Here is a 16,804-nt window from a genome sequence, read left to right as displayed (position 1 = left end):
TGAGGAGAAAGGTATGCTGATTCTGACTCGTCGGTGCGCAGAAAGCCTGATTATCGGTGATGGCGAAATCACCGTGACCGTGCTCGGCGTCAAAGGAAATCAAGTGCGTATCGGCGTCAATGCACCGAAAGAGGTGGCCGTGCACCGTGAAGAAATCTACCTGCGTATAAAGAAAGAAAAGGACGAAGAACCAAGCCATTAATTTTTATCGATTTTTTTGTTTGCAAACGGGGAAGAAGCTGGTTAATATACGCCCCGTGTTGCGGAGAGCTGGCCGAGTGGCCGAAGGCGCTCCCCTGCTAAGGGAGTACACCTCACAAGGGTGTCGGGGGTTCGAATCCCCCGTTCTCCGCCATTATTTGCTTAGTACGTTGTAATCTGGCTTTTTCTGTAAGTTGTTGAATTTATTAGAAAAAGTGGTTGGAATAGAGATTAGACGGGCTATAATGCGGCGCAACAAATGCACTCGTAGCTCAGCTGGATAGAGTACTCGGCTACGAACCGAGCGGTCACAGGTTCGAATCCTGTCGAGTGCACCATTTAAGAGTCAGTTACTGCAATGTAAATGACTCGGCTTCAACCAGGTGTGATCTGGTCTAACAAACACAAATGCACTCGTAGCTCAGCTGGATAGAGTACTCGGCTACGAACCGAGCGGTCACAGGTTCGAATCCTGTCGAGTGCACCATTTAAGGGTTAGTTGCAGCAATGTAAATAACTTGGTTTCAGCCAGTTGTGGTCTGGTCTAAAAACACAAAATGCACTCGTAGCTCAGCTGGATAGAGTACTCGGCTACGAACCGAGCGGTCACAGGTTCGAATCCTGTCGAGTGCACCATATACCAAAAAGCCCGCGTTTAACGCGGGCTTTTTGCTGTCCGGGATTTGAGTTTTCCTGTCACACATCCTTTCTCATCGAAATCGATTTGCGCACTCCGGCCTCGCTTGAGGTTATAGCTATAGCTTGTTGAAGAATTTCGGATGCTGATCTTGTCGGGCTTGCCTAGTGCGCTTTCGACGTCCTGCTGGTTCATGCCTGCGATGATTCGCTGATTGATGATTGCTTCGCGCTTTTGTCTTGCATCGATCAGATCTCCACATTTGTCGAATGTGCGCCCCACGATGGCCATTTCTCGCTTTCTGGTATTCATCCCGGATATTTCTTCGTGCCGGGCTTCGGGTATCAGGGCCACGGTCGAGCCGGGTGAGTAGGGATGCACCTCTTGAAATGAAAGATGTTCATCGTTCGCGCAGCTCAACGTGGTGAACGTAAGGCTGCCGTCAGGGGCTTCGCAGCGATGAAGTGTCGTTGTGTTCCCTGTGGTGGGGAGGCAGAGCAGGGTGGTCAGCATGAGTCGGGATGTTCTTGATGGCATTCGGCGTCCTCCATGACGATCCTTATCAAGCGTAGCCGGCAGTTTTTTCACCGCTGTTGTGTTTTCTTTTCAGGATGAGTCGTCGCACTCTGGAGAATCGGGACAGCGCTCAGCTTTGTCTCGCAAGCGCTTGTTTCAGGCTGGATTTTTTAACGTTTAAAACCGTCAGGCGGTGTATCATTGCGCCCGTCAGCCCCGCCGGGGCTTATGGAAAACCTCCATGGACTTACCCAGTAGTTACTCAATACTCAGTTTTACCAATCATGAATTGACTGATTGATCCTTCCGGCGTGCCCCGCTGCTGGGAGTGGAGTTCGCCTATGTCAGAAATCGAAGTAAAGAAAACACAGGAAAGCCTGCAGGATCGCCTGGCTCAGGTCGTAGAGCTGCTGCAGCGCCAGCGAGTCGTCGAAGACCTGACTCACCGCCAGGAAGGCGCACATCATGACCGGGTCGAGAACCTGGTTCACCGGCAAAATCTCGTCGAGCTGCAACGCAAGCTCGATGATCTGCACTCCGCCGACGTTGCTTACATTCTTGAAGCTTTGCCGCTGGACGATCGTCTGACGCTCTGGCAGCTGGTCAAGGCTGATCGCGACGGCGACATTCTTCTCGAAGTGTCCGACTCCGTCCGTGAAACGCTGATCGCCGACATGGACGATCACGAGCTCCTGGCCGCCGCCAAGGACATGGATGCCGACGAACTTGCTGACCTGGCCTCCGAGCTGCCGCGAGACGTCGTCCATGAACTGATGGAGACTCTGGATCAGCAACAACGCGAGCGCGTGCGTTCGGCTCTGTCCTACGATGAGGAGCAAGTCGGTGCGCTGATGGACTTCGAGATGGTGACTATCCGTGAGGATGTCAGTCTCGAGGTGGTTTTGCGTTACCTGCGTCGTCTCAAAGAGTTGCCTGGTCATACCGACAAGCTGTTCGTGGTTGATTACGACGGCGTGCTCAAGGGGGTGTTGCCGATCAAGCGTTTGCTGGTCAATGACCCGGAGAAACAGGTTTCCGAAGTAATGGCCAGCGATCCGGTGAGTTTCCATCCGGACGAAGATGCCTACGACGCCGCTCAGGCGTTCGAGCGTTATGACTTGATCTCGGCTCCGGTGGTCGACAAGAACGGCAAGCTGATCGGTCGTCTGACCATCGACGAAATGGTCGACCTGATTCGTGAGGAGAGCGAAAGCGAAGTCCTCAGCATGGCGGGTCTGCGTGAAGAGGAAGATATTTTTGCCTCGGTCTGGAAATCTCTGCGTAACCGTTGGGCCTGGCTGGCGATCAATCTGATCACCGCTTTCGTCGCATCCCGTGTGATTGGTCTGTTCGAAGGTTCGATCGAGAAACTGGTGGCGCTGGCAGCACTTATGCCGATCGTGGCAGGTATTGGTGGCAACTCCGGTAACCAGACGATCACCATGATCGTTCGGGCCATGGCGCTCGATCAGGTCAGCACCGGCAATACGTCGCGCCTGATGCGCAAGGAGCTTGCTGTAGCGCTGATCAACGGCCTGGTTTGGGGCGGTGTGATCGGTGTGGTGGCGTACATGTTGTACGGCAGTTGGTCATTGGGTGTGGTGATGACGGCTGCAATGACGCTTAACCTGTTGCTGGCGGCGCTGATGGGGGTTTTGATCCCTATGACCCTGGCCAAAATGGGGCGCGACCCGGCAATGGGGGCGAGCGTGATGATCACGGCCATGACTGACAGTGGCGGCTTCTTCATCTTCCTGGGATTGGCGACGATTTTTCTTCTTTGATTTTCCATATATAGAACAGCCCGCCGATTGGCGGGCTTTTTTTCGTCCTTGAAAAGCTCGGATTGCGAGCAAAAAAAAGCCAGCATTCATGCTGGCTTGAGGTGTTCGGTTTTACTCAGGATGCGTCTGCGGCCATTTCGGCGTCGTGGGCGATCAGAGAAACCAGCGCGTTCTGCTGGCGATGGGAGAGTTGGCGGAAGCGTTGCAGCAGCTCGCGTTCGTGCAGCGACAGTTCAGGGCTGTCCAGACGCATGCTCAGCTCTTCGCCCAGTGCGCCTTCCTGAATGAGACTCTGCTCAAGGCGTGCAATGATCTCGGAGTTCATGCTGCGATGATGATTGCGAGCCACCTCGGCAATGCGTTCACGCATTCCGTCTGGCAGACGTACGACGAACTTGTCAGCCGTACGGCTGGAATAAATTGCCTGTTTCAATGGGCGCATATATTTAACCGGTTAGTTCAGGGGAGCGGTTCTCGGGATTGGCCGCAGGATGAGTTGTAGGACATGCATCCGCGCCAAATGGTTCAACCTGAATTGTTAAGAGGCTCGCATCTTGCCTCAAAATTGCCAGATCATTGGCGTCAATTCTGTGACAAATATTGATCCGGGTAAAGGCGTAATGCCAGCACCAATTATCAGAAATGCGGACTGGTTTGAAAAGAATGCGCCGGCCCGTATCGCTGACCGCGTCCTGAAGCGCACGAGCGGATGCCCGAAGGCGTCAGACCGTGCATGCTATGCGGGATAAAATCCTTGTTCCTTACCTTGTACAGGATAGTGGCAAATGGCCGATTTACCAGGGGCAAATGCCCGCCGGAGGGCGTTTTCAGGATGGATGGCAGACTGATTTATCTCATGGGTCCGTCCGGCTCCGGCAAGGACAGTCTGATCGAGGCGGCGCGAGGGCCTTTACGTGCGCTGAACTGCGAAGTGATGCGGCGGGTGATCACGCGTTCGGCTGAATCGGTGGGTGAAGATGCGATCGGTGTAACGCCGCAAGAGTTCGAGCAGCGTGAGCGCGCGGGTGAATTTTCGCTGGCGTGGTGGGCCAACGGCCTTGCCTACGGCATCCCTGTCGAGATGGATGAGTGGTTGAAGGCCGGGAGACACGTGCTGGTAAATGGCTCTCGTGGGAATCTCAGGCAAGCGCTTGAAAGCTATCCGTCCCTGGTGCCTGTGCTGCTGACGGTCCGGAATGATGTCTTGCGTGAGCGCCTGCTCAGACGTGGTCGGGAGACACTTGCACAGATCGATGCGAGGCTTGCCCGCAATACGCTGTTCAAGGAAAGACGTTCAACCGACAAGCCTGTGCATCTGATCGACAATTCGGGTGACTTGGCGGATGCCGTCGGTCATTTGCTGGAACTGGTCAGGCTCAGCGCAGGACAGGATCAAACTTGATCTTGCGCCCGGCCACCAAAGCCAGCGCAAACAGAACGGCGAACACACCGCAGCCAATCAGTGGCAGAGAAATTTCTGTCTTTTCGAACAGCGAGAAATGCAAAACACCGCTCAAGACAGCGAGGATCAATAATCCCAGGGCGGATCTGGACATGCGGTACTCCCGAAAATGATTCAAAACACCAGACGTTCGGACAACTGAGCGGTCGGTACCTGATCTGACTCGCTGACGTCATGCGCAGCAAAGTCATGTTGATCGTTCATCACCGCCCATTGTGGCGCCTTCTGCACTTGCAGGTAATGCGGCATACGCTGAGTCACGGTTTCGTTGTGCTGGGGGATAAAATGAAAACCCACCAGAGTCATCAGAGCCATTGCATTTGCGAGCAAGAGGAAGCGGTTCATGAGGCGATGCTCCGTTTGTTCTGTCGCAAGAACCGGAAGCAGCCGTCGTGCCAACAGTCTAACCGCTGTTAAGTCCTTTAAAAACAAGCATTTGGAAGGGTTTTTAACGAAGTGGGAATTGCATTCTGCAATGGTGGCTTTTTTGAGGTGTGCAAATTGCACGGCAAAACATCCCACGCTATTGCAAGGCGCCTGCCTACACTTTAAAAAACCAGCGGATGACATGACAAATCAGGGCCTGGCCGTTAACATGCACGCCGTCTGTCGTACCGGCAGTTCCGTGTCTCAGTAGCTCAATTGGATAGAGCATCCCCCTCCTAAGGGGAAGGTTGGCAGTTCGAACCTGCCCTGGGACACCATATATTCGAAAGCCCCGCGCAGAGTGATCTGGTGGGGCTTTTTGCTGGGTTTGCCAAATCACCTATAACGTCTCGGCGCCACCTTCGGCTTTGCCGACCGAAGTGCTGATCCGGGTAATATGTCGACGTCCGTTGACCGTATAGCCTCGCTCCTGGCCTTCAGCTTCTGGTTTGCGCAGGGTCAGCTGGGCAAAAAGCCCGGTCTTTTCATCGTAGCTGCCGAACCAGTTGATCAGTCTGGCGACGAAACAATCTTCACCAATGATCACGGGGAAGTCAGCGACAGGCTCGATCGCGTAGTAGCTCGCACCGTAGCTGTAGTACTCCTCACTGTCCCTGGCGGATGGGGGAATGGGGCAGAGCGGTTGTGTGTGCCGGCCTGTCATCCCGGCCGTTGCGTTCACGTTTGTCACGGCGTTGGCGAGTACTTTCTGCAGGGACGGCTCCAGTTCGTAGGCTTTACTGCCGTCCTCAAGGTGCTGAGTGTGTGGAACGGTTAATTGATAGTCGTAGCGGACGCTGACAGTCGGCACTTGCCTGTTGATTTTAAGGGGATTGAGCAGGAAGACCTGATCTTCGCCGTAACTGCCGTTTCGATAGGCGAAATAGATTCTTCCATGACTGCCGATCAGGTAGGCGGACTGATTGGCACCGCGATCATTGGTATAGAAAAGAACGCTGTCGTTGCTGGTCTGAGGGGCAATTTCAGCGGCTCTCCTGATAAATCTGCTGTCGACCCGGCGCCAGGTTTCCGTGTAGCGAAACATCCCGGTGCCGCCCGCGTAGGTTTCCACGACAAGGTCGCGCTGACCGTCGCCATCCAGATCCATCAGGGTGTAGGAGGTTGGACCTGACTCCGCTGCTCCCTTGATGTCGGATGCTTGCAGTGCTTTCCACTCGGCTTGCGTGACGCCTTTGGGGATGGTCGTGGGAAATAGCGGTTGCTCGTCTTCGTCCAGCTCAGCTGAAAACGAGTTGCCGACTTCGCCAAGCGTCAGAGAATCCAGCGCACGCTCCAGCGCAAACTCCGGATGCCCCTTGCTCATCTCCCGAACCCGCAGTTGCAGATCCTCCATAACCTGCCTGTCGACGTCGTCCGGCTTATAGGCAACGGCTTCGATCCACTGCGCGTGCAATACCTGCAACCGATCCTGATAGCGCTGGTTCAGGCAACCGATGTTGTCGGCACATTGATTGCGCTCCTTCAGCCACTGGTGCTGAGCTTTTTTTACTTCGCTCTGCATCGCAGTGGCCGACATCAATTTCCGGTAAGTCGCCCCCATCCGTTCATCCAGCTCATACAGTGATTTTTCTGCGCAAATCGCATGTTCCACAGCACTTGCCGCTTTTGTGCAGTCCATTCCGGTCGCCAGTGCCTGCTGGAAAAACAGCAGCGCACAGGTCGACACGATGTAGCGTCCTTTGATGTACACGATAAAAACCTTGAAAGCAGAGGGTGAAAACAGGCGCGCAGGGTAATCGCTGTGCAATGAATCTTGAACCCCCGCTTCAAGAGAACCGCTGATCCGGCCGATAACCCGTTCGGTGACTTCAGAGTCGCACGAAATCGCTTGATAGCATTTGGCCGGCAGCTATCATCAGCGCGCCTGAAATGTGCCCTCGGTCCATCCTCTTCAATTGCCTGGAAATCTTCGATGCTGTCGTATCACCAAAAGAGTTTTCTGATCGTCGATGATTTCTCGGATTTCCGCAGTTCTGTGCGCTCGATGTTGCGCGAGTTGGGCGTCAAGGACGTGGACACTGCCGACAGCGGTGAGCAGGCGCTGAAAATGTGCGCGCAGAAGTCCTACGATTTCATTCTTCAGGACTTCCACCTCGGTGACGGCAAGAAAAACGGTCAGCAGGTGTTGGAAGACCTGATGATGGAGAAGCTGATCAGTCACGAAGCGGTATTCGTGATGGTCACCGCCGAGACCAGTCAGGCCATGGTGCTCAGTGCTCTGGAGCATGAGCCGGACGCTTACCTGACCAAGCCCTTCAATCGCGTCGGTCTGGCCCAGCGCCTGGAACGTCTGGAGCAGCGCAAGACCCTGCTCAAGCCGATTCTGCAAGCCCTCGACCGTGGCAAGCCGGTGGAGGTGCTCAACGCCTGTATCGCCCTGTGCAAGCAGGATATCCGCTATTCGCCGCTGTGCCTGCGCTACCGTGCCGACGCCTTGCGCGACATGAATCAGAACGAAGCGCTTGAGCGCCTGTATGACAGCATCATCGCCGACCGGCCGTTGCCGTGGGCATTTGCCGGGCTGGGCAAGCTGCTGTTCAAGCGTGGTCAGGTGGCCCAGGCCAAAGGCGTGTATGAAAAAGCCCTGAAGGTGTTCCCGATGATGCCGGCGCTGTACGACGGCATGGCCGATGTGTTGGTGGCAGAGGGCGATACCAAAGGTGCGCAGAAGGTGCTGGAAGAGGCTATTCGTCTGTCGCCGCTGGCGGTTCGCCGTCAGGCGCTGCTCGGCAAGCTGGCGATGACCAACGAAGATTTCGACACGGCCTCGCGTGCCTATCGTCAGGCGGTGGCGCAGGGCGCGCAGTCGCGCTTCAAGGATCCGGAAAGCAACCTGGGGCTGGCCCACGCGCTGATCAGCAAGGGCAGCGAAAAGGGCCTGGATACCCGTACGCGGCTGGAGATCAACACCACCCTCAGTGCCGTGGCCAAGGAAAACCCGAGCGATCCCGGTTTGCAGATCCGCGCGCGTCTGATGAAGGCCACCAGTCTGCTGCTCAACGACGCCGAAACCGCCGAAAAACTCACCGAGCAAGCACTGATGCGTCTTGACGGCATGGAGCAGTTCATGAGCCCGGAAGCGGCACTGCTGGTGGCCAAACAATTGCAGATGCTCGGTCAGGCCGAGGCGGGCACGTCGATGCTCAAGAGTTGCGCGGAGATTTACGGCGATGACCCGGCGGTGATGAAAGACATCGCCAAGCTTACCGACGACCCGACTATTCTCAGTTCCAGCAACGCTGCCGCCGACCTCAACCGACAGGGCGTGCGCGTGTACAAGACCGGCAATCTGGCGGAGGCCCGCGAGGTCTTCCGCAAGGCGCTGAAGATGCAACCGAAGAACATCAGCATCGCGCTGAACATGGCGCAGTCGCTGTTGCACGGCACCGACACCAGTGTGCCGTCGGCGGAGCTGGAAGAATGTCGGGCCTGCCTGAAAATGGTCGGCCTGATGCCCGACACCGACGCGCGTTATCCGCGTTATCAGAAGCTGAAAAGCAAGGCGTTTGGCGAATGAATCAAGACGAGCAGGCACTGGATTTTTCCACGGTGATCGCCTCCACCGTGCACGACATGAAGAACTCTCTGGCGATGTTGATGCAGGCCCACAGCCAATGGCTGGCGCGCCTGCCCGAAGCCGAACGGCAGGTGCCGGAACAAGGCGTGATCGATTTCGAGTTCGCCCACCTCAACGGCATGCTGGTGCAGCTGCTCGGGTTATACAAACTCGGGGTCAACCAGATGCCGTTGCAGCCGGCCTATCACGAACTGGACGATTTCATCGAGGCGCAACTGGCGTCCCATCAAGAGGTGTTCGCCAGTCGTGGAATCATCGCAACTTACGAGGTCGATCCGCTCAGTCCCTTGGGGTTCTTCGATCGTGAACTGATTGCTTCGGTGCTGGGCAACTGCATCAACAACGCGATCCGCTATGCCCGTGAATCGTTGTTGATCACGGTCAGCGATGAGGCCGGGCAACTGGTGCTGAGCATCCATGACGATGGCCCCGGTTATCCTGCCGAAATGCTCGAGCGCCAGGCCGATTATGTGCAGGGCATCAACCACAGCAGCGGGAGTACCGGCCTGGGTCTGTACTTCGCCGGGCGTATTGCGGCGCTGCATCAGCGCAACGGTGTCGGCGGTCGCACCGAGATCCGCAATGGCGGGCCGCTGGGCGGTGGCGTGTTCAGCATTTACCTGCCCTGAGGCGTGGATTCGTCGTCCTGAGGTCTTTTTGTTGGCCGCTGCTTGAAATTCCGAACAGGCGAAGCCTATGTTGTCCGAGTCGCCGTTCGCGGCTCGCACAATAACAAGGATTGCGTCATGACAACCGATGGCCAGCGTTCACTCGCGCAGCGATTGACGGGCATTGATGAGATTGAATGTGTCACGCCGGATTTGAACGGCGTGCCACGGGGCAAGGTGATGACCGCCGAGGGTTTCCTCGAGGGGCGGCGTTTGCAGATGGCCCGGGGGGTGCTGCTGCAATGCATCATGGGGGGCTATCCCGCTGCACGGTTCTACGGCAGCGATGACGGTGACCTGGCGCTGGTCGCCGATCCTGCGCAGATCCATCCTCTACCGTGGAGCCAGGAGCCGCGCGCGCTGGCCATCTGTGACGCCGACGAGCTGAGCGGCGAAAGCTCCAACCTGTCGACCCGTGGTCAGCTCAAAAAAGTCATCGCCCGTTATGCGGCCCGTGGCCTGGCGCCGGTGGTGGCGACCGAGCTCGAATTCTTTGTGTTCGCACCCAACACCGATCCGAACCAGCCCTTCCAGCCGCCAGTCGGCCTCGATGGTCGGCGCGAGGATGGTCACTCGGCGTTCAGCGTCAGTTCCAACAACGGTCTGCGGCCGTTCTTCAGTGAAGTCTATAGATGCATGGCGGCCCTGGGCTTGCCGCGCGATACCTTCATGCACGAAATGGGCGTCAGCCAGTTCGAGATCAACCTGTTGCACGGTGACCCACTGTTGCTGGCCGACCAGACTTTCCTGTTCAAGCATCTGCTCAAGGAAGTCGCGCTCAAGCATGGCCTGACTGTGGTCTGCATGGCCAAGCCGCTGGCGCACACGCCGGGCAGTTCGATGCATATCCACCAGAGCGTCGTCGAGACCGGCAGCGGCAAGAATGTGTTCAGCGATGAGAACGGTCAGCCGACTTCGATGTTCCGTCACTTCATCGGCGGACAGCAGGCTGGCATGGCCGACTTCACGGCGTTGTTTGCGCCGAACGTCAACTCTTACCAGCGCCTGTGCCACCCGTTTGCATCGCCGAACAATGCCTGCTGGTCCCACGACAATCGAGCGGCGGGTCTGCGGATTCCGGCCAGTTCGCCGGTTGCTCGTCGGGTCGAAAACCGTTTGCCGGGCGCCGATGCCAACCCTTATCTGGCCATCGCTGCGAGTCTGGCAGCCGGCCTGTATGGCATCGAGCATGAGCTGGAGCCGAGTGCGCCGATCCAGGGTGAGTTCGAGGTGCCGGACAATCTTTCGCTGCCGTGTACGTTGCACGCTGCGATCGATCGCCTCAAGCGTAGCCAACTGGCGCGGGAACTGTTCGGCAACGAGTTCATCGAAGGCTACGTCGCTTCGAAGACCATGGAACTGACCAGTTTCTTTGATGAGATCACTCCCTGGGAACGGCGCGTTCTGGCAGCCCAGGCCTGACGAAATGTCGTCATCGGGCTATCGTTCGATAGCCCGACACTCACCGCAAGGAGCCGCTCGGAACGCCGATGCGCCAAATCTGGAAATCCTTTCGAGCGTTGTATTTCGCCTCGCTGATGATGTTGATCGGCTCGGGCCTTCTTTCTACTTATCTGGCGTTGCGCCTGGCAGCCGATCACGTCGACGGCCTGTGGGTCGGTGCCTTGATGGCGGCCAACTATTTCGGCCTGGTGCTGGGCGGCAAGATCGGCCACCGCCTGATCGCCAGGGTCGGCCATATTCGTGCCTACTCGGCCTGTGCCGGGATCGTCGGTGCGGCGGTGCTGGGCCATGGTCTGGTGGACTGGCTGCCGGCCTGGCTGGTGCTGCGGACCGTCGTTGGCCTCGGCATGATGTGCCAGTACATGGTGATCGAGAGTTGGCTGAACGAACAGGCCGACGCCAGCCAGCGTGGCATGGTATTCAGCGGTTACATGATTGCCTCGTATCTGGGGCTGGTGCTCGGCCAGTTGATTCTGGTCATGCACCCGGGGCTGGGCCTGGAACTGCTGATGCTGGTCGCCCTGTGTTTTGCCTTGTGTCTGGTGCCGGTGGCCCTGACCCGGCGGATTCACCCGGCGCCACTGCATCCGGCGCCGATGGAGCCACGCTTTTTCATCAAGCGCGTGCCCCAGTCGCTGAGCACAGTGCTTGGGGCCGGGTTGATCATCGGTTCGTTCTACGGTCTGGCGCCGCTCTATGCGTCGCAGCAGGGGTTGACGACCGAACAGGTCGGTCTGTTCATGGGTACGTGCATCTTTGCCGGGCTGCTGGTGCAGTGGCCGCTGGGCTGGTTGTCCGACCGTTATGACCGGGCCTTGTTGATCCGCTGTTTTGCCGGGTTTCTGGCACTGGCTGCGTTACCGTTGGCGATCCTGCCGCAGGTGCCGCTGGAGATTCTTTTCGTCGTCGGCTTCCTGTGTTCTCTGGTGCAGTTCTGTCTGTATCCGCTGGCGGTGGCGTTTTCCAACGACCATGTCGAAGGTGAGCGGAGAGTGTCGCTGACAGCGATGTTGCTGGTGACTTACGGGGTCGGCGCCAGTGTCGGGCCGTTGCTTGCCGGCGTATTGATGAAGCTGTTCGGCAGTCAGAGCCTGTATGCGTTCTTTACGTTCTTCGCTCTGGTGCTGGTCTGGCGGATCCGGCCGAAGGCCGTGACCAATCTGCATCAGGTCGACGATGCACCGCTGCATCACGTGGCGATGCCGGACAGCATGTCCAGTTCACCCTTGGTAGCCGCGCTCGATCCGCGGGTCGATGAACAGGTGGTGCAGGAGCAGATGCAGGCAACGGTCGCTACCGAACCGGTACCTGATCCCGAGCCGGAATCGGCGGTAGAGACGGATACCGGCAACGACAATCCTGCGCCTGACATCAGTGGCGCCAAGCCTTGATCCCGGAAAGGTGCAAGGCATAAAAAACGGGCAGTCACCACAAGGTGCTGCCCGTTTTTTAATGGTGCGGACGGATCAGAGATCGTCTTTGTCGAAACGCCGCGCTTCGCGTTGCAACTGGTAGACGAAACGCTCGACGTTGCGCGCGGCCGGGCCGCTGATGTTATGAAAGCGCAGGCCGGCGAAGGTGATGTTGAGCTTTTCTTCGAAATGCAGGTAGCGCAGCTCCACGGCGGCCGGCTGGTTGCCGAATAGCGGCGCGGCGATCAGGCGGTCGTAGACCTGGCCCAGCTGCAGGCGCTCGGTGATGTCGCCTTCGAAGCGCAGCTTGCAACCGGTGGCGGAGATGTCCAGCAGTTTGCCACCGAGAGGCGACTTGAGTTTTTCGCCGCCCAGTTCGACGCTCACCAGGTCAGTCAGCTTCAGTGCAGCACGGAAGGCGTTGCGGCGCTGGTGATAAACCACCTCGCTGGGCATCTGGCCGATATAGTAGCGGTCGCCGTCCGACTCCTTGATGTCCAGTGTGCCGTTGTATTCCCAGGCAATCCGCACGCCGTCATGAAAACCCTCGACCTTGAACGGCTCGCCGGCCAGCAGGAAGCGCTCACCGTCACGGGGAATCATTTCATCCAGGGCAATGGTGGCGGTTTCCCGGTCGACCTTGATCAGATAGCTCTGAAAGCGCTGGCTGCGCTCGTGAAAGGTGATGATCAGCGGATCGTGGCTCTCTTGCAGCTGGCGCAGGTTGCTGGAGATTTCCAGAGGCGTGGTGAGCACCTTTGGTGGCTGCGGAGAATCATCCGCGCTGAGGACGTTGGACACGTTGAATCAATCTCCAGACAAAATTTGACTACGGCTGGCCAGTATTTTGCCAGCATGTTTCGCGCGTTGATAGGGCGCACGCATGGAAGAAAGCATCACGCCTGGCTGAGCGCGCGCGGTTTCTGCAGTTTGGAGAAAGTGCCGCTGGCATCGTAGAGCGCTGGAGGCTCGCCACCGGTGAGGATTTTCAGCTGATTGGCCGTGGCGGCCTGCTGCACCACGATCGATTGGCCATTTTTTGCGTTGGCGGCCTGGCACTGGGCGATCAGGTCGGTCAGTACATCGCTTTGGCTCAGCAGTTGTTCGCCGATGCTCGACTGGCTGGCCAGTTGCTCCAGGCCCTGGCGATCAAGCGACAGATTGAGGCTGGAGAGGATTTCGCTGCGTTTGCGGCCATGCTGCTCGAGCAGAATGATCAATGCCTGTTTGCGCGCCAGAATTTCTTCCAGCAGGGGCATGTCGCGACCGTGCAAGGCGAGGGACTCGGTATGCAGCAACTCCAGCAGTTGTTGAGCTGGAGCAAAGTCGTCGGTGATCAGTTGCAATAAAGTAGTGTCGTGCATGGCTGGCCTTGGGTTTTAAGCGTCCAAAAGCCTGGCGCAGGCCAAGGCCTAGCGCTGGGCTTCGAAGTTGAGCAGTTTGCTGGCTACACGGTTGCTGTCGACTTTATAGCTGCCATCGGCAATCGCTGCTTTCAACTCGGCCACGCGGGCTTTGTCGACGGCAGGTTGATCGCGCAGCTTGTCAGTGACCTTCTGCAACTGTTGAGCCTCATTGCTGAGGTGTACCGATTCCCCGCTTTTTGCGGTACTGGCCTGTTCGGCCGGGGTATTCAGCGGCGCGGAGGTGCCGGATTCGGCGGTTTCCTTGGGCGCGCTGGTACGTGTACTGCCCGTAAGTGACGAGGAGCTGTTCAAACGGCTGAAATCGATGACCATGTTAAAAACCTCTGGGAATTTGGACGCTTGCCATGTTCTCGGCCATCCCATGGAAAACTTTAGGCTCTTTTACCAATGAGCCTGCATGCGCCGTACAGAACCTGCTGCGGCACAGTTTAGGGAACAGCCGGGGTCGGCGCCAGTTTTCTCCTTGCCTGTTTTACATGGCTACTTCCACTTGGCCCGGCGCCATGACCTGCGCCTTGATGACCCGTTGGGAGTTGAGGTTTTTCACTCGAATCTGTTCTTTCAGGCCGCCGTTGGACAGGGCTTCGCCTGGCATGCGCACGGCGAGCGTGCCGCTGCGGGCGGTAATCACCACCTGATCGCCCTTGCGAACGACTTCCGCCTGTTCCAGGTGCACCAGGGTCAGCACCTGGTCGGCGACCGTTGGTCGGGTTAATTTTTGCCCGACGGCTTCGTCTACCGACGTCAGGAACCCCTGGTTGATCTGGCTGACATCATGCTCGCGCAACGTCACATCCTGAGGTTCGATGATGCCGGCGCGCTTGAGTGGACGAGTGGTCGTCACGACCTCGCGAAACAGGCGGACTTGAGCGGGCACGAACACGGTCCAGGGGGATGCGCCTTCACAGCGGACCTTCACCGTTACACGGCCCAGAGGGCGGCCCGGGCTCTCCAGGGAGGCTGTCAATTCCTTGTCGCACATGGGCATGCGCATGCGCGGATCGAGCTGCTTGACCTCGATTTCATAACGCCCTTCCGTTTGACTGGTCGCCAGATAGTCTTCTACGGTGAATTCAAGAAAGCCCTGAGTGACGCCGATAAGCATGTCAGGCAAGGTAACCGCATCAGCACTGGCAGGGCTGCCCGCAAAAAACAGGCAAACGGCGGACATCGCGCAAAGCCCTCTGCGGAGGGGGGATGTCAGACGTCGGAAAAATGTCGTTTGAGTGTTCATACGAGTTAAAAAGCAAGCGCCGTGCCGTTTAGCAATGAATGTGCGTCGCAACAACACTTGGCGTTGGTGTAGGAGTCTGGGCATGGCTGGTGTAATGGATTCGGTGAACCAGCGCACGCAACTGGTAGGGCAGAATCGCCTGGAGCTGTTGTTGTTCCGTCTCGACGGACAGCAGCTCTACGGGATCAACGTGTTCAAGGTTCGGGAAGTGCTGCAATGCCCGCAACTGACGCTGATGCCCAAGTCCAGTCCTGTCGTGTGCGGGGTGGCGAATATACGGGGGGCAACCATTCCGATCCTCGATCTGGCAATGGCGACCGGCTCCGGGGCGTTGAAAGACAAGAACAGTCCGTTCGTGATCATCACGGAATACAACACCAAGACCCAGGGTTTCCTGGTGCGCTCGGTGGAACGTATCGTCAACATGAACTGGGAGGAGATCCATCCGCCACCCAAGGGCACCGGTCGCGATCACTACTTGACCGCTGTGACTCGGGTGGACAATCAATTAGTCGAAATCATCGACGTCGAGAAGGTGCTGGCGGAAGTGGCCCCGACACCGGAAGCGATTTCGGTCGGCGTGGTGGATGTCGAGACCCAGAGCAAGGCGCTGTCGTTGCGGGTGCTGACGGTCGATGACTCGTCGGTGGCGCGCAAGCAGGTGACGCGTTGCCTGCAGACGGTGGGTGTCGAAGTGGTGGCGCTGAACGACGGCAAGCAGGCGCTGGATTACCTGCGCAAGCTGGTCGACGAGGGCAAGAAGCCGGAAGAAGAGTTCCTGATGATGATTTCCGACATCGAGATGCCGGAAATGGACGGGTACACCCTGACGGCGGAAATCCGCGGCGATCCACGCATGCAAAAGCTTCATATCATCCTGCATACTTCGTTGTCGGGTGTGTTCAACCAGGCGATGGTCAAGAAGGTCGGCGCCGATGACTTCCTGGCCAAATTCCGTCCTGATGACCTGGCATCCCGGGTAGTCGACCGGATCAAAGCAGCAGATATCAGCTAGGGGCCTTCTGCCCCTGGCGGTCAACACGATTTAAGAGGCGGCATCATTTGTCTACGGGTAATTTGGATTTCGAACAGTTCCGGGTGTTCCTGGAAAAAGCCTGTGGCATTTTGCTCGGTGAAAACAAGCAGTACCTGGTGTCGAGCCGTCTCAACAAACTGATGGAGCAGCAGGGCATCAAGACGCTGGGTGAGCTGGTACAGCGCATCCAGACCCAGCCGCGCAGCGGTTTGCGCGAGCAGGTGGTCGATGCCATGACGACCAACGAAACCCTGTGGTTTCGCGACACCTATCCGTTTGAGGTCTTGAAGAACAAGGTGCTGCCCGAGGCAATCAAGGCCAGCCCCAACCAGCGTCTGCGGATCTGGTCGGCGGCCTGTTCTTCGGGGCAGGAGCCGTATTCGCTGTCGATGTCGATCGACGAATTCGAGCGGACCAATATCGGTCAGTTGAAGATGGGCGTACAGATCGTTGCCACCGATCTGTCCGGCAGCATGCTGACCAACTGCAAGACCGGCGAGTACGACAGCCTGGCGATCGGTCGCGGTCTGTCTGCCGATCGTCTGCAGCGCTATTTCGATCCGAAAGGGCCGGGACGCTGGGTGGTCAAGGCGCCGATCAAGAACCGGGTGGAATTCCGCTCGTTCAACCTGCTCGACAGCTACGCCAGCCTGGGCAAGTTCGACATCGTGTTCTGCCGCAACGTGCTGATCTACTTCTCCGCCGAGGTGAAGAAGGACATCCTGTTGCGCATTCACAGTACGTTGAAGCCGGGTGGTTATCTGTTCCTCGGCGCTTCCGAAGCGCTGAACGGTCTGCCGGATCATTACCAGATGGTCCAGTGCAATCCGGGGATCATTTACCAGGCGAAGTGACTGGCAGCGGCGATTCAAAAAAACGGGAGTCCTCAGGGCTCCCGTTTTTTTATGCCTGACCGTTTTCAGGGTGAGGGCAAGCGGC

General features: G+C 57.5%; 18 protein-coding genes and 5 tRNA genes. 14 read left to right on the top strand and 9 right to left on the bottom strand.

Going from position 1 to position 16,804, the window contains the following annotated elements; genetic code table 11:
• Positions 1-13 precede the first annotated feature (13 nt).
• From csrA to NWV16_RS21165, 5 genes are all read left to right on the top strand, one after another.
• A complete protein-coding gene (gene csrA / locus NWV16_RS21185; protein ID WP_002554426.1) occupies positions 14-202 on the top strand; it encodes a carbon storage regulator CsrA in 189 nt (62 codons plus the stop codon).
• Between the two features lie 62 nt (positions 203-264).
• Positions 265-355: transfer RNA gene (locus NWV16_RS21180), tRNA-Ser, on the top strand.
• Positions 356-462: 107 nt separating this feature from the next.
• Positions 463-539, top strand: a tRNA-Arg gene (locus NWV16_RS21175).
• 72 nt (positions 540-611) lie between these two features.
• A tRNA-Arg gene (locus NWV16_RS21170) sits at positions 612-688 on the top strand.
• A gap of 72 nt (positions 689-760) precedes the next feature.
• Positions 761-837 (top strand) — tRNA-Arg (locus tag NWV16_RS21165).
• A gap of 19 nt (positions 838-856) precedes the next feature.
• Here the strand turns inward: NWV16_RS21165 and NWV16_RS21160 are convergent.
• Positions 857-1,375 (bottom strand): cell envelope protein SmpA, encoded by a 519-nt coding sequence (locus tag NWV16_RS21160; protein ID WP_260520622.1) that lies wholly within the window; start codon positions 1,373-1,375, stop codon positions 857-859.
• 320 nt (positions 1,376-1,695) lie between these two features.
• On the opposite strand from NWV16_RS21160, the gene mgtE reads away from it, so the two are divergent.
• Positions 1,696-3,138: a magnesium transporter gene (gene mgtE, locus NWV16_RS21155; protein ID WP_065258856.1), complete on the top strand. Its 1,443-nt coding sequence runs from the start codon at positions 1,696-1,698 to the stop codon at positions 3,136-3,138.
• A gap of 115 nt (positions 3,139-3,253) precedes the next feature.
• On the opposite strand, the gene NWV16_RS21150 is transcribed toward mgtE, so the two are convergent.
• Positions 3,254-3,580 (bottom strand): Arc family DNA-binding protein, encoded by a 327-nt coding sequence (locus tag NWV16_RS21150; RefSeq protein WP_003178899.1) that lies wholly within the window; start codon positions 3,578-3,580, stop codon positions 3,254-3,256.
• Between the two features lie 390 nt (positions 3,581-3,970).
• Between NWV16_RS21150 and phnN the strand changes: the two genes are divergently transcribed.
• A complete protein-coding gene (gene phnN, locus NWV16_RS21145) occupies positions 3,971-4,540 on the top strand; it encodes a phosphonate metabolism protein/1,5-bisphosphokinase (PRPP-forming) PhnN (RefSeq protein WP_260520621.1) in 570 nt (189 codons plus the stop codon).
• On the opposite strand, the gene NWV16_RS21140 is transcribed toward phnN, so the two are convergent.
• Both NWV16_RS21140 and NWV16_RS21135 read right to left on the bottom strand, forming a co-directional pair.
• Entirely contained in the window at positions 4,515-4,694 is a 180-nt protein-coding gene (locus NWV16_RS21140) for a PA3371 family protein (RefSeq protein ID WP_065258854.1), read from the bottom strand. The genes phnN and NWV16_RS21140 overlap by 26 nt on opposite strands.
• Before the next feature lie 20 nt (positions 4,695-4,714).
• Positions 4,715-4,945, bottom strand: a complete 231-nt coding sequence (locus NWV16_RS21135) for a hypothetical protein (RefSeq protein WP_065258853.1) — start codon at positions 4,943-4,945, stop codon at positions 4,715-4,717.
• A 282-nt stretch (positions 4,946-5,227) separates the two neighbouring features.
• On the opposite strand from NWV16_RS21135, the gene NWV16_RS21130 reads away from it, so the two are divergent.
• Positions 5,228-5,304 (top strand) — tRNA-Arg (locus NWV16_RS21130).
• Between the two features lie 62 nt (positions 5,305-5,366).
• Here the strand turns inward: NWV16_RS21130 and NWV16_RS21125 are convergent.
• Positions 5,367-6,737, bottom strand: a complete 1,371-nt coding sequence (locus NWV16_RS21125) for a lysozyme inhibitor LprI family protein (RefSeq protein WP_260520620.1) — start codon at positions 6,735-6,737, stop codon at positions 5,367-5,369.
• 222 nt (positions 6,738-6,959) lie between these two features.
• Between NWV16_RS21125 and NWV16_RS21120 the strand changes: the two genes are divergently transcribed.
• The 4 genes from NWV16_RS21120 to NWV16_RS21105 all read left to right on the top strand — a co-directional run bounded on the left by NWV16_RS21120 (position 6,960) and on the right by NWV16_RS21105 (position 12,147).
• On the top strand, positions 6,960-8,564 hold the full coding sequence (locus NWV16_RS21120; protein ID WP_260520619.1) for a tetratricopeptide repeat-containing response regulator: 1,605 nt from the start codon (positions 6,960-6,962) through the stop codon (positions 8,562-8,564).
• Positions 8,561-9,253, top strand: a complete 693-nt coding sequence (locus tag NWV16_RS21115; protein ID WP_065258851.1) for a sensor histidine kinase — start codon at positions 8,561-8,563, stop codon at positions 9,251-9,253. Before NWV16_RS21120 ends, NWV16_RS21115 begins: the two co-directional genes overlap by 4 nt.
• A gap of 219 nt (positions 9,254-9,472) precedes the next feature.
• Positions 9,473-10,714, top strand: coding sequence for a glutamine synthetase family protein (locus NWV16_RS21110; RefSeq protein ID WP_260523563.1), 1,242 nt, complete (start codon positions 9,473-9,475; stop codon positions 10,712-10,714).
• A gap of 68 nt (positions 10,715-10,782) precedes the next feature.
• A complete protein-coding gene (locus tag NWV16_RS21105) occupies positions 10,783-12,147 on the top strand; it encodes an MFS transporter (protein ID WP_065258849.1) in 1,365 nt (454 codons plus the stop codon).
• 75 nt (positions 12,148-12,222) lie between these two features.
• Here the strand turns inward: NWV16_RS21105 and NWV16_RS21100 are convergent, their stop codons facing one another.
• The 4 genes from NWV16_RS21100 to flgA all read right to left on the bottom strand — a co-directional run bounded on the left by NWV16_RS21100 (position 12,223) and on the right by flgA (position 14,829).
• Positions 12,223-12,969 (bottom strand): flagellar brake protein, encoded by a 747-nt coding sequence (locus tag NWV16_RS21100; RefSeq protein WP_260520618.1) that lies wholly within the window; start codon positions 12,967-12,969, stop codon positions 12,223-12,225.
• 95 nt (positions 12,970-13,064) lie between these two features.
• Positions 13,065-13,532, bottom strand: a complete 468-nt coding sequence (locus NWV16_RS21095) for a flagella synthesis protein FlgN (protein WP_260520617.1) — start codon at positions 13,530-13,532, stop codon at positions 13,065-13,067.
• Between the two features lie 48 nt (positions 13,533-13,580).
• Entirely contained in the window at positions 13,581-13,907 is a 327-nt protein-coding gene (gene flgM / locus NWV16_RS21090; protein ID WP_065258846.1) for a flagellar biosynthesis anti-sigma factor FlgM, read from the bottom strand.
• A gap of 160 nt (positions 13,908-14,067) precedes the next feature.
• On the bottom strand, positions 14,068-14,829 hold the full coding sequence (gene flgA / locus NWV16_RS21085; RefSeq protein WP_260520616.1) for a flagellar basal body P-ring formation chaperone FlgA: 762 nt from the start codon (positions 14,827-14,829) through the stop codon (positions 14,068-14,070).
• 82 nt (positions 14,830-14,911) lie between these two features.
• On the opposite strand from flgA, the gene NWV16_RS21080 reads away from it, so the two are divergent.
• The gene (locus NWV16_RS21080; RefSeq protein ID WP_065258844.1) at positions 14,912-15,844 is read left to right on the top strand and encodes a chemotaxis protein CheV; all 933 of its coding nucleotides are present in this window, start codon (positions 14,912-14,914) and stop codon (positions 15,842-15,844) included.
• Between the two features lie 47 nt (positions 15,845-15,891).
• Entirely contained in the window at positions 15,892-16,719 is an 828-nt protein-coding gene (gene cheR, locus NWV16_RS21075) for a protein-glutamate O-methyltransferase CheR (RefSeq protein ID WP_065258843.1), read from the top strand.
• Positions 16,720-16,804 lie beyond the last annotated feature (85 nt).

Source organism: Pseudomonas sp. BW7P1, assembly GCF_024981055.1.
Taxonomy (GTDB): domain Bacteria; phylum Pseudomonadota; class Gammaproteobacteria; order Pseudomonadales; family Pseudomonadaceae; genus Aquipseudomonas; species Aquipseudomonas bananamidigenes.
This window is presented reverse-complemented; position numbering and strand designations above follow the sequence as displayed.

Bases quoted from the DNA above. Each gene is read 5' to 3' on its own strand.
- mgtE (WP_065258856.1), top strand. From the start codon at position 1,696: ATGTCAGAAATCGAAGTAAAGAAAACACAGGAAAGCCTGCAGGATCGC.
- NWV16_RS21160 (WP_260520622.1), bottom strand. From the start codon at position 1,375: ATGCCATCAAGAACATCCCGACTCATGCTGACCACCCTGCTCTGCCTC.
- flgM (WP_065258846.1), bottom strand. From the start codon at position 13,907: ATGGTCATCGATTTCAGCCGTTTGAACAGCTCCTCGTCACTTACGGGC.
- phnN (WP_260520621.1), top strand. From the start codon at position 3,971: ATGGATGGCAGACTGATTTATCTCATGGGTCCGTCCGGCTCCGGCAAG.
- NWV16_RS21110 (WP_260523563.1), top strand. From the start codon at position 9,473: ATGACCGCCGAGGGTTTCCTCGAGGGGCGGCGTTTGCAGATGGCCCGG.
- NWV16_RS21140 (WP_065258854.1), bottom strand. From the start codon at position 4,694: ATGTCCAGATCCGCCCTGGGATTATTGATCCTCGCTGTCTTGAGCGGT.
- flgA (WP_260520616.1), bottom strand. From the start codon at position 14,829: ATGAACACTCAAACGACATTTTTCCGACGTCTGACATCCCCCCTCCGC.
- csrA (WP_002554426.1), top strand. From the start codon at position 14: ATGCTGATTCTGACTCGTCGGTGCGCAGAAAGCCTGATTATCGGTGAT.
- NWV16_RS21105 (WP_065258849.1), top strand. From the start codon at position 10,783: ATGCGCCAAATCTGGAAATCCTTTCGAGCGTTGTATTTCGCCTCGCTG.
- NWV16_RS21080 (WP_065258844.1), top strand. From the start codon at position 14,912: ATGGCTGGTGTAATGGATTCGGTGAACCAGCGCACGCAACTGGTAGGG.
- NWV16_RS21150 (WP_003178899.1), bottom strand. From the start codon at position 3,580: ATGCGCCCATTGAAACAGGCAATTTATTCCAGCCGTACGGCTGACAAG.
- NWV16_RS21135 (WP_065258853.1), bottom strand. From the start codon at position 4,945: ATGAACCGCTTCCTCTTGCTCGCAAATGCAATGGCTCTGATGACTCTG.
- NWV16_RS21115 (WP_065258851.1), top strand. From the start codon at position 8,561: ATGAATCAAGACGAGCAGGCACTGGATTTTTCCACGGTGATCGCCTCC.
- NWV16_RS21120 (WP_260520619.1), top strand. From the start codon at position 6,960: ATGCTGTCGTATCACCAAAAGAGTTTTCTGATCGTCGATGATTTCTCG.
- NWV16_RS21095 (WP_260520617.1), bottom strand. From the start codon at position 13,532: ATGCACGACACTACTTTATTGCAACTGATCACCGACGACTTTGCTCCA.